Here is a 15,221-nt window from a genome sequence, read left to right as displayed (position 1 = left end):
TCCTCAGCGCTGACTACGCGCGATCGCCTGGAATGTGGATTCACCGATGCCGGTGCCGGAGCCCTGCAGGATGGCAAGGGCGGGCGACGACGTCCCGCTGTCATTCTTCAGGTCATACATCACGGAGAAGCGGCTGAGCAATTTGGCCAGTTTCGCGGGGTCCGCGAGATCCTTCAGGTTGAGATACTTCTGCACGACCTTGGCCTGCTGATCGACATTCATGGCACCCACAGTATCAGGCAGATTGAAAGTCGTACGAAACACTTCCGCGAGCGCCTTGTCGGCCAGGATGTCGTAAACTGATGTGATGCTTTCAGCCTTGCGCTGGAAGTAGAGCGCCAGGCGCACGCCCGGATTGACCTCACCCTGCTGCGTTTCGAGGCTTTGCTGGAGATAGTTGTTCTGCGTCTCCAGCAGTTGGTCACGCGTCTGCGGACCAATCGGCGCAAGACGGGCGACGTTGCCGTTCCTGTCGAAATTGAACGAGGCTGCGATTTCGGCGAAGCGAGGATCGCTCTGCGTGTTAGCGAAACTCTTGGCATCGCTCAGATCGGAATTGAAGATCTTGCTGAGAAAATCGTTGCTGACCTTCTCGGGCTGCAAACCTCGCGCAACGAGGATGATATCGACCATTTTCCGGTTGGCGAGCAGGTCCGACACGCTGCCGATGTCGGGAATCGTGTTCTGGTAATAGACGGCATCCTTCTCGGCCGCGGCCCGAAGCGCGACCTGGTCCTTTTCGTCTGCAAATCGCGTCTTTGCGATGATGTAGTTCTTCGCCGTCTGCCTGATTTCCGCAGTTCCCTGCGCCACCAGTGACGTCGTCAGATTGCCTTTGCCGTCGAAATTGAAGGCGCGCGCGAGCTGGACATATCGGTCGTCCTTGAGCGTATAGACGTAACTCTTCGGATTGGTCGGGTCGCTTTTGAGGACGGCCTTGATGGTGGCCGCGGAGACTTTCTCGGGATCGAGACCGACCGATTTCAGCGCGAAATTATACACGCTCGGCGTCTTTACGAATGCATCGACCGACTTCAGATTGGAAATACCGGCCCGGAACAGCCTGGTCATCAGGCTTGCATTTTCCTCGTCTGCCGCCAGATAGGCTGCTCCCTTGCTGTTCACGAAACGCTCGTTCGTGCTTGCACGATTTGCGTCGGTCTGCGCGGCGACGCCCGATGGCAGCGTGCCGTCCGGCGAAAACTCGAAAGCGCGGGCAAGATCGAGATATCGGCCGATCATGGTGATCGCGTCATTGGAACTGATGATATTACCCGTGTTCTTCACCACACGGCTTTTCTCCATCACAATTTTTGCACGCAAATCGTTGAGATCGGCGCCGGGCTGCGAGAGTTGCGCGGTATAGCTAGCGATTTTGGCATTGGCGTCGACGATATCCGCATTGGCTTTGGTAATCTTGCCTTCGATATCGTCGAGCTGGGAAACCCAGACCGTATTGACGTAGCTGTTGGGGTCGGCGGGGTCGCTGTTCATGGCCTGCCGGATCGTGTCACGCGACCACCGGCTGTCATCGATTCCGAACGCCGAGAACACATAGCTGCGCAGGCGATCATCGTTCAGAAGCTCGTCCACGTTCCCGATCTTGCCGATCGCGACATTGTAGTGGCGAGTGTCGTCATCGATGGCCTCGACCTGTCGCTTCGCCGTTGTCGTATACAGACCGATCATCTCATCGGTCTGATGGCCGGACTGGGCGACAAATGTGCCGGTGCCATTGAACGAAAAGGCGGCGGCGAATTCCCGGTAGCGCTTGTCATTCAGTCTGTTGGCGAAGCTGTTGGCGTCGGAAAGATTGCTATCCAGCACTTTTTTCATGAAGGCCTTGGCATAAGCCATGTCCTCGAGACCATAGGCCTTCATCGCGTATTGATAGAGACGATAGTCCTTCAGAAGGTCGTCGGCGGTCTTCACCTTGCCGATATTGTCCCTGTAATAGGTGGCCTCGCGTGTCACGTCGGGCTGCAGCGCCACGCGCGTCATCGACTGCCCGAGATTGCGCACGACGGAATTGTAATTGGCATATGTCGACACCATCGCGATGCAATCCTCGTTCGTTTTTACGAGAATATGCTCTCTGGGTTGTCTGAAGCTGGCCAGCTTCGCCCTCATTGCCAGCCGGGCCGGACACTTGCGCCCCGGCTGGCCAACCGCGAACGGATGCGGCGCGCGTTCATCCGCACCTTCGACACCTCGCCACGGGCGCTACACGTGACGGGTAGCGAAGTCGCTGAGTGAAAGGTGTTCGCTATGTGCCGCGAGACAATGCCGGACGCCGATTGCGCACGGCGCGTCGCCGTTGCCGTCTTCGATGCCGTTGGCGCAAAGAGGCGCGCGCCATGGCGCCTATTGCCACCATCCCCGCTGTACCGGAGCGTTGTTCTGACCGCCGCGACGGCGCGCATTGCCGGGTTGGGAGTCCCAACCGCGCTGGAAAAACGAGCTGAAGCCATCATCGTCGCCGTCATCGCTGCTCGCCATAAGGTCGGTCGGCGGCGCCGTAGGCTTGCGCGTGATGAACCCGCCTTGCGGCTGGTTGCTCAGCACCGCAACGAATTCGGTGCGATAGTTGGTCTCGCTGCTAAGCGGCTCGTCGGAGATCACAATCGATGACCGCGGCAAAGCGGTCGGCGCGACACGGTCGAGCACCTCCTGCGGGATGCTGATGCGGTCGAGCGCATTCCTGGCACCGTCGCCATGGTCGATCGTGACGGCGCTCCAGCGCAGGCCCGTTTCATTGCGCGCCATCGCCGTAAACACATGCGTGCCAATCGGCTTGTCAGGATCCCGGATCGTGACCGGAACTTCGATGCTCGAATCGAACACCTCACCGCCACCGTCCGGCGCGGGCTTATGCGTGTTTCGGCGCACGTAGAGTTTCTGCGTCGCGCGGCTGATATAGATCGAGACCGGCTCGACCGCGAGCCTTGCGTCGCTCGCCTCCCTGGCAGTGGTCGCCTTTCTGGTCTCGGCCGCCTTGGCAGCGTCCTTTGCAGCGCTGGAGGCATCGAGCTTCGACGTCGCATCGGACCTGGCAGTCTCGAACTGCGCGCCCAACTCAGCCGCCCTGGCAGCGGCCTTCTGTTTCGCATCCTCGGCTCGCATCCTGGCCTGATCGGTCTTTGCGGCAGCGAGCGCCTTGTCGGCGGAGATAAGCTCGGCGTCGGCGCGCGCCTTCAGCGATTGCAGCTTGCGCAGTCCTGCGGCGAGCGGCTTTGCCTCCCGTGCTGCCGATGCGGCGGCTTTCTTCGTTTCGTCGGCCACTCTGGCAGCCTCTGTGGCCTCGCGGGTCAGCGTCTCGGCACGCCCCGGAGCGGCCGCGAGGGCCTCGGCCTTCGGCACCAGCAGCGCCGGGTGGGACAACTCGACCGGAACCGCATCGATCGGCGAGATGATGATCCGCATCCCGATCCGTGTCCTGTCGAACTGCTTTTCGGCAAAGCCGTAAGGCATCCGCACACAGCCATGCGACGCGGCATAGCCGGGCAGCGGACCACCATGCAGCGCGACACCGTTCCAGGTGATGCGCTGCATGTTCGGCATCCAGGCATCGTCATACATGGTCGAGCGATGGTCCTTGTCCTTCTCGAGAACAGCGAACACCCCGGCCGGGGTTTCACGTCCCGCAACGCCGCTCGACACCGGCGCGCGCGCGATCCAGCCATCGGCATCGTAGAACGTGACCTGCTGACTCTTGATCGACACAATCGCCATGATCGGCTCGCCTGCCTCGCGCGGGGCGGTCGCCTCGACGACGCGGGCGGGACGCGCCTGCTTTGCAGCGGCATCGGCGGCCGGCACCACGAGCGCGACCGCGATTGCAAGCCCAGCAAGGACGGCAGGCCGCCGAGGCCGCATCGGCATGTTGAATTGCGCCGTCATGGATGGGTTTGCCATACAATGCCCCGGTTTGGAGGCGCCTGCTCCCAGCTTGCAACGAACAGGCGCGATATCGCGATGTGACAATTCCTCTCATATACGCCCAAGCGTGCGGGAGGAAGATCGCTGCGATCAATCCGCTCGACTCCACAGTTCCCGCACCAGCATGCCGACCCGCTTCTCGATCGTTGCGGCTGCATCGAGAGCGAGGTCCTCGCGATAACGTCCTGCAATCAGCTGCACGCCGACCGGCTTTCCATCATGCAAGGCGACCGGCACCACCGCGCCGGGCAATCCGAGCACGTTGATCGCCGAGATGAAACGCAGGTCATTCCAGAAGATTTCGCGTGTGCGTTCAGGGCTCTCTGTGTCGGCGCGTGGTCCCGGCGTCGGTTGAACGGACGTAGGCGCCAGCACCACCGGATAGTCCTCGAAGAACATCTGCCAGGCGCGTATATGACTGCTACGCGCGGCCGTTGCATTCATCCAGCCCACCATGTCGAGCGGATTGGCCTTGGCCTTGATGCCGCCCCACGCCTTGTGGAAGTCCTCGGACGTCACCGGCAGCATCTTGGCTTCCTGCAGCGCCATGGTCTCGTTGGTGATGATGTCGCACCAGGTCTGCCAGACGCCGTTGATGTCCGGCACCTCCACCTCGGTGACGCGGTAGCCGCCGCGTTCGAGATGGTCGGCAGCCTGTCGCAGCGCCGCCGTGACAGAGGGATGAACGTTGATATCGGCGGGCATTTTCGCCAGCGCCACCTTGATCGGGCCCTTCGGTTTGGGTCCTTCGAGCGGTGCCGGTACCCACCAGGGATCGCGCGGATCGCGCTGGCTCATCACACCGAGCGCGAGCCTGACATCGGCGACGCTACGCGCCAGCGGGCCCTGCGCCGACATCAGATGCGCCAGCATCGGACGCTCGGCTGTCGCGCTTTCGTTGAAGGCAGGAATGCGGCCCTGCGTCGGCTTGATGGTGGTGACGCCATTGCAGTGTGCCGGCCAGCGCAGCGAGCCACCGATGTCGTTGCCATGCGCGATGGTGCCGATGCCGGCCGCGACGGCCGAACCGGCGCCGCCCGATGAGCCGCCGCAGGTGATGTCCGGGCGCCACGGATTGAGCGTCAGGCCGTGGAGCGGATTGTCAGTGAAGCCGCGGAACGAGAATTCGGGCGTGTTGGTGAGGCCGAGCACGATGGCGCCGGCCTTCTTCAGATTGCGGACCACCGGCGAATCCGACGGCGCGACAACGCTCATCAGCGCGGGCACGCCGTTCGGGTTCGGGCGCCCTGCGTAGTCGACGTTTTCCTTGATGGTGATCGGCACACCATGCAGCGCACCGCGGTCGACGCCTTTGCGCAACTTGTCCGCAGCGCGCGCCGCGCGCAACGCTTCGTCCGACAGATCGACGACCACGGCATTGAGTTTCGGATTCACCGCATGCATATGCGCGATATGCGCCTCAGTCACCTCGACTGCTGACACCATACCGGACGCGATGGCCGCTGCCGTGTCCACGGCCGACCATTGCCAGACCGGCCCCTTTGGAAGGCGCGCCTTGGGGGCGACAGGCTTAGGGGCAAGAGTCTTGGATGAAACGGATTTTTGCGATTTTGCGCCCGACTTCGCCGACACCGCGCCTTTGGCCACGGGCTTGGCTTTCGCCGCAACCTTGGGCGCTGCAGATGCCCGCGCTGCGGTCTTCTTCACCGATTTCGTCTTTGCGTGTTTCGTCTTTGCAGATGCCTTGGCCACGATTCTCTCCGCGCACGATCAACTCTGCGCAGCCTGCCAAGCTGAATGATCGAGCGCAATGCAAGATGTCCGGCAAGCATCCCTGCTGAACGGATTCATGCATCGAACCGAACCATCGTCCGGTCATGCCTCCGCTAGGGAGCCGGATGATGACGACAGGGAGTGAAGAGAAAGAAGGCGAGCGGCCTGGCTGAATGCCTTCGCCTATTTGTCCTGCAGGAGCTTGTTGTACTTCGCCACATCGCGCGTCACCAATTGCAGCAGCACCTCCGGTGCATGCTCATTGGCATCGGGCGCCACGGTCGACAGATCGTGGAAACGCTTCTTCACGAGATCGCTTTCAACCGACGCGCGAGCAGCGGCGTTCAGCTTGGCGATGATCTCTGGCGGTGTGCCCTTCGGCGCGAACAGGCCGTTCCAGCCCTGCGCCTCGAATTCGGGCAGCCCTGCTTCCGCCGATGTCGGCAGATCGGGCAGCGTCGCCAGCCGCACCGTCGAGCCGACCACGATGCCCTTCACGAGCTTGTCGTCGATGGCCTGCGAGACGGAGGCGGCGGAATCGCAGATGCCGTCGATCTGGCCGCCGATGGCATCGGTGAGCGCGGGCGCCGCGCCGCGATAGCCGACCAGCGTGACATCGATGCCGGCGGCCTGCACGAAGCTCTTGCAGATCAGGTAATTCGACGAGCCGATCCCGGCATGGCCGAGATTGACCTTGCCTGGATTGGCTTTGGCATAGGCAATGAAGCCCTTGAGATCAGTCGCCGGGAAATCCTTGCGCAGCGCCACGACGCCGAAGGTCTTGGCCACCATGCCGATGGAGGCAAAGGAGTCCGGCGTGAAGGACAGCTTCGGATAGATCGTGTAGGTGGCCGCACTGGTGCCGGCATTGCCGATGGCAATGGTGTAGCCGTCCGGCGTCGCGCGCGCCGCCCGCGCCAGCGCGGTGGAGCCGCCGGCGCCGACGACATTTTCGATGATGATGGTCTGGCCCAGCACCGCCGCCATCTGCTCGGCGACCGCACGTGCAATCACGTCCGACGTGCCGCCGGCCGCAAAGGGCACGATCATGGTGATAGGGCGTTTGGGATAGTCGTCGGAGGATGCCGGGACGCTCGTGCCCAGCACGAGCGCAAGCGTTGCGGCGAGCGTCGACAGCCGCGCCACAGCGGCGATCACGCAGCGCGCTCCAGATGCTCGACGAGGCCTGCAAACAGACCGCGGCCGTCGGTGCAGCCCATGATGTCTTCGACGTGGTTTTCCGGATGCGGCATCATGCCGAGCACATTGCCCTTCTCGCTGACAATGCCGGCAATCGATGCGGCGGCGCCATTGATGTTGTGCAGATCGCCAACTTCACCTGTCGGCGAGCAATAGCGATAGAGCACGCGGCCATCGCCTTCGAGGCGCTTCAGCGTTTCGGCATCGGCGGTGTAATTGCCCTCGCCATGGGCGATCGGCACGCGGATCACCTGACCGGCATTGTAGCCGCGGGTGAACGCCGTATCGGAACGCTCGACGCGCAGATGCACGTCGTGGCAGAGGAATTTCAGCTTGGCATTGCGCATCAGGATGCCCGGCAAGAGACCGGACTCGCACAGGATCTGGAAGCCGTTGCAGACGCCCATGACGAGACCGCCATCGGCCGCAAACGCCCGCACCGCATCCATCACCGGCGAGCGCGCCGCAATGGCGCCGCAGCGCAGGTAATCGCCATAGGAGAAACCGCCGGGCACGACGACGAGATCGGTGCCCTTGGGCAGCGCCGTCTCGGCGTGCCAGACCATCGTGGATTCCTGGCCCGATACGAGCTTCAGGGCCCGCGCCATGTCGCGTTCGCGGTTGATTCCGGGGAAGACGAGAACGGCGGATTTCATAGCGATAACCTGGCTCAGAGCACTTCGACGCGATAGTTTTCGATCACCGTATTCGCCAGCAGCTTGTCGGCTGCGGCTTTCAGCACCTCTTCGGCTTTCGCCTTGTCGGCGCCGTTCAGTTCGATGTCGAACACCTTGCCCTGCCGCACAGAGGCAATGCCATCGACGCCGAGCGACTTCAGCGCGCCTTCGATGGCCTTGCCCTGCGGATCAAGGATGCCGTTTTTCAATGTAACCGTAACACGCGCTTTCACGTCGATTCCTCAGCTCTTGACCAATACCGGACCGGTGCCCATCGGGCGTTCGTTTTCGGCCAGGATACCGAGACGCTTGGCGACCTCGGTATAGGCCTCCAGCACGCCGCCGAGATCCCTGCGGAAACGATCCTTGTCCAGCTTCTCGTTCGACTTGATATCCCACAGCCGGCATGAGTCGGGCGAGATCTCGTCGGCGACGATGATGCGCATCATGTCGTTCTCGAACAGGCGTCCGCATTCCATCTTGAAATCGACGAGGCGGATGCCGATGCCCAGGAAGAGACCGGTGAGGAAGTCGTTGACGCGGATGGCGAGCGCCATGATGTCGTCGATTTCCTGCGGCGTGGCCCAGCCGAAGGCCGTGATGTGCTCTTCCGAGACCATCGGGTCGTTCAGCTGGTCGTTCTTGTAATAGAATTCGATGATCGAGCGGGGCAGCTGGGTGCCCTCCTCGATGCCGAGGCGCTGCGACAGCGAGCCGGCGGCGACGTTACGCACCACCACTTCCAGCGGCACGATCTCGACTTCGCGAATCAGCTGCTCGCGCATGTTGAGGCGGCGGATGAAATGGGTCGGTACGCCGATGTCGTTCAGATGCTGGAACAGGTATTCCGAAATCCGGTTGTTGAGGACGCCCTTGCCCTCGATCACCTGGTGTTTCTTGGCATTGAACGCGGTCGCATCGTCCTTGAAGTGCTGGATCAAGGTACCGGGCTCCGGACCTTCATACAGGACCTTGCCTTTGCCTTCATAAATGCGACGTCGACGGCTCATGGGGATGTACCGGGTGTTGTTGAAATCCATGGATGTGGTGTGCTCCGAATAACGGGATCGACCCACGACGGAGCTGCCGTGAAGGCCAAGAACCGGAATCAGTACGGGAAACAGAACAAGAACCGGGCCTGCCGGCAACCTACCCGATCAGCCCCGGCGTTACAATCGACCCGGCCCGCCCGGCGGGGGTTTACCCCAGCCTCGCGCAGCCTTGTCCAATAAGCACTGCCCGATACCGCCTCGCCTGCGACCTTGCGGCCGATTGTTCCAACGGTATCTCGCCCTTATCTAAGCTGCGAACCGGCGTTTACAACGCCGTTTCGACCGCCCACCAACCCGACGGGAACCTTAACCATGTCATCATTCGACAAGCGCGGCGACGCCTTCGAGAACAAGTTTGCGCTCGATGAAAGCCTGAAATTCAAGGCCGAGGCCCGCCGCAACAAGCTCTTGGGCCTGTGGGTCGCCGAACAGCTCGGCAAGTCCGGCGACGAGGCCGCCGCCTATGCCAAGGACGTCGTCGCGGCCGATTTCGAGGAAGCCGGCGACGGCGACGTGGTGCGCAAGGTGCTCGCCGATCTCAGCGCCAAGGGCGTCGCGATCACCGAACCGCAACTGCGCGACAAGATGGATCAGCTGACCGCTGAAGCCGTCGCGCAGGTGAAGGCGGGCATCTGAGATCCGCAGCCATGAGTTGCAGCGAGACATCTCGCTGCAACTCGCGACGCCCCACGGAGCCGCGCATCGTTTGATGGCGCGGCTCTTGTCTTTTGAAACGTTCCAGACTCGCTGGGCCTGACTCAAAATTCCGAATTGCGATGTGCAAATTCTGAAACAGAGTCGCACAGCGTGCCGACGACGCCACGCATGCGCGTGCTGTAAATTGCTCGGAATGCACGTCGATTGTTCAATCGGGCCGCGGCTGACCTTGCGACTGCATCATCCAGGACACACAGGCTCGCCAATCTCGCCGCTTTAGAGCTATTCAACCTCCCATTCGAAGTTTTCGTTCAAAGCTACTGCTAGATCGCCTGCGCAGGTTTCTCAAACGCGAAGGCGACGCAACGTGACGACGGACAACCATTGCAATCTCGACAGCAACGCACGCAGCATCTTCAGGGTGCGCCGCGCGTATTGGTTGATCGGCGCGACGTTCCTGCTGGGCGATCTCTTCACCGACCTGTCGGTCGCCAACGCACAATCGAGTACGGCCCTGCCGCCTGTCACCGTGGAGTCGCCCACGCAAGCGCGCCGGCCCGCCCGCGCGGCGAACACGCCCCAGCGCCGCGCCCGCACCGTTGCCGCCCGGCGCAACGCCAATCCGCCGCCGGCCCCGCCGACGCCGACCGAACGCGCCATCGCCGCAGCCGCAGCGAAATACGAACAGATCCTTGGCTACCGCGCGATGCCGAATGCGACCACGCTGCGCGGCGCAACCTCGGCGCTCGATACGTCGCAGACCGTCAACGTCGTGCCGCAACAGGTGATCAAGGATCAGCGGCCGCGCAATCTCGACGACGCGCTGGTCAATATCTCCGGCATCACCCAGACCAATACGCTCGCCGGCACCCAGGATGCCGTCATGCGCCGCGGCTTCGGCGACAACCGCGACGGCTCGATCATGCGCAACGGCATGCCCCTGGTGCAGGGCCGCGCGCTCACCGCAGCGGTCGAAAGCGTCGAGGTCTTGAAGGGTCCGGCATCGCTGCTCTACGGCATCATCGATCCCGGCGGCATCGTCAACACGATCAGCAAGCGACCGGAGCTTTACCAGCACGGTGAAGTCACGCTGGAAGGCGCGACCTATGGTTCGCGCAGCGGCGCCAATGCGACCATCGATATTACCGGCCCGATCGGCCAGGACGGCCTCGCCTATCGCTTCATTGGCTACGGCGTCAACGAGGATTACTGGCGCAATTTCGGCACCCGCAAGGAGACGCTCTACGCGCCGTCGCTGGCCTGGTATGGCGAGAACACCACGGTGCAGTTCAACTACGAACACCGCGATTTCTATTCGCCGTTCGACCGCGGCACTGCGCTCGACACCCGCACGATGACACCGCTCGCCATTCCGGCAACACGCCGCATCGACGAGCCCTTCAACAGCATGTGGGGCTCCTCCGACCTCACCCAGATCTCGGTCGACCAGAAGATCAACGAGAACTGGAAGATCTATGCGGGCTACAGCTACAATGTCGAAACCTACAATGCCGCGCAGCTGCGCAACACGGCGGTCAACCCGGTCACCGGCGTCACCACGCGCAGCAATGACGGCACCTACGGCGCCCTCACCAATGACAGCTATGGCACCGCTTATGTGCAGGGCAGCTTCTGGCTCGGCAGCCTGAAGAACGACGTGGTGTTCGGCGGCGATGCGCAGCGCCGCGTGATCTATCGCAAGGATCTGGAGCGACAGACCGTCGGCACGTTCAACGTCTACAATCCGGTCTATGGCACGATGCTGCCGGGCACGACGATTTCGGCGGCGGACAGCGACCAGACCGACAAGCTCGATACCCAGGGCCTGTTCTTTCAGGACACGCTGCACCTGACCAACCAGCTCTCGGTGGTCGGCGGCGTGCGCTACATCAACTACGCGCAATTGGCCGGCAAGGCGCGGCCTTTCATCACCAACACCAATCTCAGCGGCGACAAGGTGCTGCCGCTCGGCGGCGTGATCTACAAGATCACCGACGAACTTTCCACCTATGTCAGCTACACCCAGTCGCTGAAGCCGACCTCGGTGATCGCGAATTTCAACACTGCGCTGCCGAATTTCGTCGTCACGTCGGGCTTCGCGCCCGAAGAAGGCACGCAGTGGGAAACCGGCCTGAAATACGACAACAAGCGGATTTCCGGCACGCTCGCCTTCTACGACATCGAGAAGAAGAACGTCCTCGTCACGCAGCTCAACACCAGCACCGGGTTTCAGGAGGCGACAGCCGCAGGCAAGGTGCGCTCGCGCGGCATCGAGCTCGATGTCACCGGCCGCCTCTCCGACAACTGGAGCATGATCGGCAGCTACGGCTACACCGATGCCCGCGTCACGGAAGACCCCGTCTTCCTCGGCAAGAAGTTGCAGAATGTCGCGCTGAATACCTCGTCGCTCTATCTTGTCTACGACTTCGGCACGACACTGCCCGGTCGCCTGCGGCTCGGCGCCGGCGGACATTATGTCGGCGATCGTGCCGGCGATGCCGCCAATACTTTCGTGCTGCCCTCCTATGTGGTCGCCGATGCCTTCGCGACCTATGAGACCAGATACATGAACCTGCCGGTGATCTATCAGTTCAACGTCAAGAACCTGTTCAACAAGGTGTATTATCCCTCGGCGGTCAACAATCTGAACGTGGCGATCGGCGATGCCCGCCGCTTCTCGCTGGCGGCAACGGTGAAGTTCTGATCATGACCATGCCACGTCGCACCACTGCAGGACTGATTGCGCTGGCCGCGGCGTGGCTTTCCTTCGGCGTGGCCGCAAGCCACGCGGAGGAGATCAATCTCTATTCGACGCGCGAGCCGCAGCTCGTTGAGCCGGTCATTGCCTCGTTCACGGCGGCGACCGGCATCACCGTCAAGCTCACTTACATCGCCGACAATCTGGTCAAGCACATGAAGGCGGAGGGCGACACATCCCCCGCCGATGTGCTGATGACCATCGGCCTCGACAAGACCTCGCAATTCGCCGCGAACGGCCTCTCGCAGCCGACGGCCTCTGCCCTGCTCGACAGCGCGATCCCGCAGCAACTGCGCGGCGCGGAGTGGATCAGCCTGTCGGTGCGGCCGCGCGTGGTCGTGGTGCGCAACGACTCACCACAGGGCGCGATCCGTTACGAGGACCTCGCCGATCCCCGCTTTCGCGGCCAGCTCTGCATCCGCTCGCCACTGCATCAGAACAATGTCGCGCTGATCGCGGCCTATCTCGTGCATCACGGTGCCGACGCCACTGAAGCCTGGCTGCGCGGCATCAAGGCCAATCTCGCACATGCGCCGGAAGGCAAGGACAATGACGTCATCCGCCAGCTTGCCGAAGGCCGCTGCAGCATCGGCCTCGCCAACACCGTGGCGCTGGCGCAATTGCGCGACGGCCGCGAGGGCGCGGAGTGGACGATCTGGGCGAATGACGTGAAGACGGTGCCGACGACATTCGCGGGCGGCGGTGCCCATGTGAATCTCACCGGCGCGGCGCTGGCGAAACACGCGCCGCATCGCGCCGCCGCGCTGACATTTCTGGAATTCCTGGTGACACCGGCGGCGCAGAAAATCTACGCCGCTGCGGAGCTCGAATATCCGGTCACCGCAGGCGCCGAAAGCGCGCCGCTGGTGGCCGCGATGGGGACGTTTCCCAGCGACAAGCTTGCGATCGATCAGATCGCGGCCAGCCAGACGGCGGCGATTGCGCTGATCAAAAAGGTTGGGTTTGAGAAGTAGTGCGCCAAGCGCGGTCTTTCTTTTCCCTCCCCGCTGCGCGGCTTCGCCGCTTGAGGGAGGGAAAAGAGATCACCGCCAGCCCATGCCGGGCGCCACGTGCTTCAGGATCGCCTCGATCACATGGGCATTGTAATCGACGCCGAGCTGATTGGGCACCGTCAGCAATAGCGTATCTGCTTCCGCGATGGCCTCATCCCCCTTGAGCTGCTTGATCAGCGCATCCGGCTCCGCCGCGAAGCTGCGGCCGAAGATGGCGCGCTCGGTGCCGTGCAGGTAGCCGACCTTGTCCTCGCCCTCATTGCCCCGGCCGAAAAAAGCGCGGTCGCGGTCGTCCACCAGCGCGAAGATGCTGCGGCTCACGGAGACGCGCGGGTCACGCGTGTGTCCCGCCGCTTTCCAGGCGTCGCGATAGAGCCGGATCTGCTCGGCCTGCTGCACATGGAATGGCTTGCCGCTTTCGTCGATCTTCAGCGTCGACGACTGCAGGTTCATGCCCTGCTTCGCCGCCCATTCCGCCGTCGCATTGGTGGAGGCGCCCCACCAGATGCGCTCGCGCAGGCCTTCGCTATGCGGCTCGAGCCGCAACAGCCCCGGCGGGTTCGGAAACATCGGGTTGGGATTGGGCTGCGCAAAGCCCTTGCCCTGCAACACGTCGAGAAACACCTCGGTGTGCCGCCGCGCCATGTCGGCATCGGTCGAACCTTCCGGCGGCACGTAGCCGAAATAGCGATAGCCGTCGATCACCTGCTCCGGCGAGCCTCTGCTGATGCCGAGCTGCAGCCGGCCACGACTGATGAGATCGGCCGATCCTGCATCCTCCGCCATATAGAGCGGGTTCTCGTAGCGCATGTCGATCACGGCGGTGCCGATCTCGATCTTGCTGGTGCGCGCGCCGACGGCGGCCAGCAGCGGAAACGGTGCGGCGAGCTGACGGGCGAAATGATGCACCCGGAAATAGGCGCCGTCGGCGCCGAGCTCCTCGGCGGCGACCGCGAGATCGATGGATTGCAGCAGCGCATCGCCCGCCGAGCGCGTCTGCGACGATGCCGACGGGGTCCAGTGGCCGAAGGAGAGAAAGCCGATATTCTTCATGGGATGGGGTGCTCAGGGTGGGTTGGTTGCACTCCTATCTAGGCCCGAATTGGCGCAAGAAAAGGGAAACGATGGAAACGCATCGTTTCCGGACGGGCATGGCCGGCAGGCACCTGCACGGCCGCCTTGCGCCCGACGCCATCAAGGCATATATTCTTATTCATGTCATATCCCCTCTACAATTCCATCCTCCGCCTTCGCGTGACGCCCGATGAGCCCGAGGCGCCGGATGCCTTTGTGGGCGGCCCGCGGGTACGCGGCTCAAAGCGGCCGCACGGGGATGCCAAATGCGCGCAGGTGCGCCGCCTGATCGAGACGACGGTGCTGACCTATGGCGAGATATCGAAGCAGACCGGCGTCGGCCGCGCCTCGATCTGCCGCTGGACGCGGGATGGCGGCTGGAAGCGCCCGCTCTTCGCGCCGCGCGCCACCGACACGGTGCCCTCCGCCCGCGCCTCGCAGAAACTCAAGCTGCGCAAACTCGCCGAGCGGCTTCACGCGCTGGCGGAGCGCGCCGTGCGCGAGCTGGAAGCGCAGCCCGACGTCGACATCGACCGCCTGATGCAGGCGCTGCAGATGCTGAAGATGGCGCGGCTGGAGGCCATGGGCCGCCGGCACCCGCGCCGCCACGTCGACATGCCCGCGCGCACCGGCCGCGAGATGATGGAGCGCGACGCTGCAATCCGCACCGCGCTGAAGGAGATGCGCCGCGGCGGCGTCGACGTGACACAGATTCCGGATGACGCGATGGCGCTGCTGGAAGCGGCGCATACGCCGCCGGAGCGGGATCATCCGGCCCTGCGGCCACGGGGGAGCAGGCGGAGGTGACGCCTCCTGCGAGTCGAAGCCGCACTCGAGCGCGAGATCGACAAGACGCAAATCGGGATCGGCCATCAGCCGCTGCGCCGCGCGCACCAGCCTACGCCCGCGCACATGCGCCATCACGCCCCGCCCCATATGCGCGGAGAACAGCCGCGAGAAATGATAGGGCGAGAGGTTCGCGCGCGCGGCGATGGTCTCGACGCTCAGGCGCTCGTCGAGATGCTGCTCGATCCAGGTGAGAACGGCGACGAGATCAGGAGGTTTCGGCCGAGGCGTGTTCATGCAGCGGGTATGGCATGACGGGATTGGGGCGTCT

Annotated in this window: 12 protein-coding genes and 1 pseudogene; 4 read left to right on the top strand and 9 right to left on the bottom strand. The window is 63.1% G+C overall.

The genetic code is table 11. The features are described 5' to 3' along the window. Positions 1 to 3: 3 nt before the first annotated feature. The 7 genes from AC1RLZ_RS00575 to purC all read right to left on the bottom strand — a co-directional run bounded on the left by AC1RLZ_RS00575 (position 4) and on the right by purC (position 8,560). A complete protein-coding gene (locus tag AC1RLZ_RS00575) occupies positions 4 to 2,055 on the bottom strand; it encodes a DUF1217 domain-containing protein (RefSeq protein ID WP_493187060.1) in 2,052 nt (683 codons plus the stop codon). 309 nt (positions 2,056 to 2,364) lie between these two features. Next, positions 2,365 to 3,915, bottom strand: a complete 1,551-nt coding sequence (locus tag AC1RLZ_RS00570) for a L,D-transpeptidase (RefSeq protein ID WP_493187059.1) — start codon at positions 3,913 to 3,915, stop codon at positions 2,365 to 2,367. Between the two features lie 114 nt (positions 3,916 to 4,029). Then, entirely contained in the window at positions 4,030 to 5,607 is a 1,578-nt protein-coding gene (locus tag AC1RLZ_RS00565; protein ID WP_493187512.1) for an amidase family protein, read from the bottom strand. 249 nt (positions 5,608 to 5,856) lie between these two features. Then, positions 5,857 to 6,831, bottom strand: coding sequence for a tripartite tricarboxylate transporter substrate-binding protein (locus AC1RLZ_RS00560; RefSeq protein WP_493187058.1), 975 nt, complete (start codon positions 6,829 to 6,831; stop codon positions 5,857 to 5,859). Then, positions 6,828 to 7,529 carry a phosphoribosylformylglycinamidine synthase subunit PurQ gene (purQ, locus tag AC1RLZ_RS00555; protein WP_493187057.1) on the bottom strand — a complete coding sequence of 234 codons (702 nt, stop codon included), beginning with the start codon at positions 7,527 to 7,529 and terminating at the stop codon, positions 6,828 to 6,830. The genes AC1RLZ_RS00560 and purQ overlap by 4 nt, the downstream gene beginning before the upstream one ends. Before the next feature lie 14 nt (positions 7,530 to 7,543). Continuing rightward, on the bottom strand, positions 7,544 to 7,783 hold the full coding sequence (gene purS, locus AC1RLZ_RS00550; protein ID WP_493187056.1) for a phosphoribosylformylglycinamidine synthase subunit PurS: 240 nt from the start codon (positions 7,781 to 7,783) through the stop codon (positions 7,544 to 7,546). A gap of 9 nt (positions 7,784 to 7,792) precedes the next feature. Then, on the bottom strand, positions 7,793 to 8,560 hold the full coding sequence (purC, locus tag AC1RLZ_RS00545) for a phosphoribosylaminoimidazolesuccinocarboxamide synthase (protein WP_086937119.1): 768 nt from the start codon (positions 8,558 to 8,560) through the stop codon (positions 7,793 to 7,795). A gap of 354 nt (positions 8,561 to 8,914) precedes the next feature. On the opposite strand from purC, the gene AC1RLZ_RS00540 reads away from it, so the two are divergent. From AC1RLZ_RS00540 to AC1RLZ_RS00530, 3 genes are all read left to right on the top strand, one after another. Further along, positions 8,915 to 9,238 (top strand): DUF1476 domain-containing protein, encoded by a 324-nt coding sequence (locus AC1RLZ_RS00540; RefSeq protein ID WP_493187055.1) that lies wholly within the window; start codon positions 8,915 to 8,917, stop codon positions 9,236 to 9,238. A 388-nt stretch (positions 9,239 to 9,626) separates the two neighbouring features. Continuing rightward, positions 9,627 to 11,963 (top strand): TonB-dependent siderophore receptor, encoded by a 2,337-nt coding sequence (locus AC1RLZ_RS00535; RefSeq protein WP_493187054.1) that lies wholly within the window; start codon positions 9,627 to 9,629, stop codon positions 11,961 to 11,963. 2 nt (positions 11,964 to 11,965) lie between these two features. Next, entirely contained in the window at positions 11,966 to 12,991 is a 1,026-nt protein-coding gene (locus AC1RLZ_RS00530) for an extracellular solute-binding protein (RefSeq protein WP_493187053.1), read from the top strand. Between the two features lie 69 nt (positions 12,992 to 13,060). Here the strand turns inward: AC1RLZ_RS00530 and AC1RLZ_RS00525 are convergent, their stop codons facing one another. Beyond that, on the bottom strand, positions 13,061 to 14,083 hold the full coding sequence (locus AC1RLZ_RS00525; RefSeq protein ID WP_493187052.1) for an LLM class flavin-dependent oxidoreductase: 1,023 nt from the start codon (positions 14,081 to 14,083) through the stop codon (positions 13,061 to 13,063). A gap of 162 nt (positions 14,084 to 14,245) precedes the next feature. Here AC1RLZ_RS00525 and AC1RLZ_RS00520 point away from each other — a divergent pair, with 162 nt between their 5' ends. Then, positions 14,246 to 14,911, top strand: coding sequence for a hypothetical protein (locus AC1RLZ_RS00520; RefSeq protein WP_493187051.1), 666 nt, complete (start codon positions 14,246 to 14,248; stop codon positions 14,909 to 14,911). 15 nt (positions 14,912 to 14,926) lie between these two features. On the opposite strand, the pseudogene AC1RLZ_RS00515 reads toward AC1RLZ_RS00520, so the two are convergent. Continuing rightward, a pseudogene (locus tag AC1RLZ_RS00515) lies at positions 14,927 to 15,187 on the bottom strand (helix-turn-helix domain-containing protein); the annotation flags it as partial. Positions 15,188 to 15,221: the final 34 nt, after the last annotated feature.

The organism is Tardiphaga sp. GW822-FHT04G09 (assembly GCF_058800725.1).
This window is presented reverse-complemented; position numbering and strand designations above follow the sequence as displayed.

Coding starts and splice junctions, on each gene's coding strand:
- AC1RLZ_RS00575 (WP_493187060.1), bottom strand. CDS start 2,055: ATGGTGTCGACATATGCCAATTACAATTCCGTCGTGCGCAATCTCGGG.
- purC (WP_086937119.1), bottom strand. CDS start 8,560: ATGAGCCGTCGACGTCGCATTTATGAAGGCAAAGGCAAGGTCCTGTAT.
- purQ (WP_493187057.1), bottom strand. CDS start 7,529: ATGAAATCCGCCGTTCTCGTCTTCCCCGGAATCAACCGCGAACGCGAC.
- AC1RLZ_RS00520 (WP_493187051.1), top strand. CDS start 14,246: ATGTCATATCCCCTCTACAATTCCATCCTCCGCCTTCGCGTGACGCCC.
- AC1RLZ_RS00525 (WP_493187052.1), bottom strand. CDS start 14,083: ATGAAGAATATCGGCTTTCTCTCCTTCGGCCACTGGACCCCGTCGGCA.
- AC1RLZ_RS00570 (WP_493187059.1), bottom strand. CDS start 3,915: ATGGCAAACCCATCCATGACGGCGCAATTCAACATGCCGATGCGGCCT.
- AC1RLZ_RS00530 (WP_493187053.1), top strand. CDS start 11,966: ATGACCATGCCACGTCGCACCACTGCAGGACTGATTGCGCTGGCCGCG.
- AC1RLZ_RS00540 (WP_493187055.1), top strand. CDS start 8,915: ATGTCATCATTCGACAAGCGCGGCGACGCCTTCGAGAACAAGTTTGCG.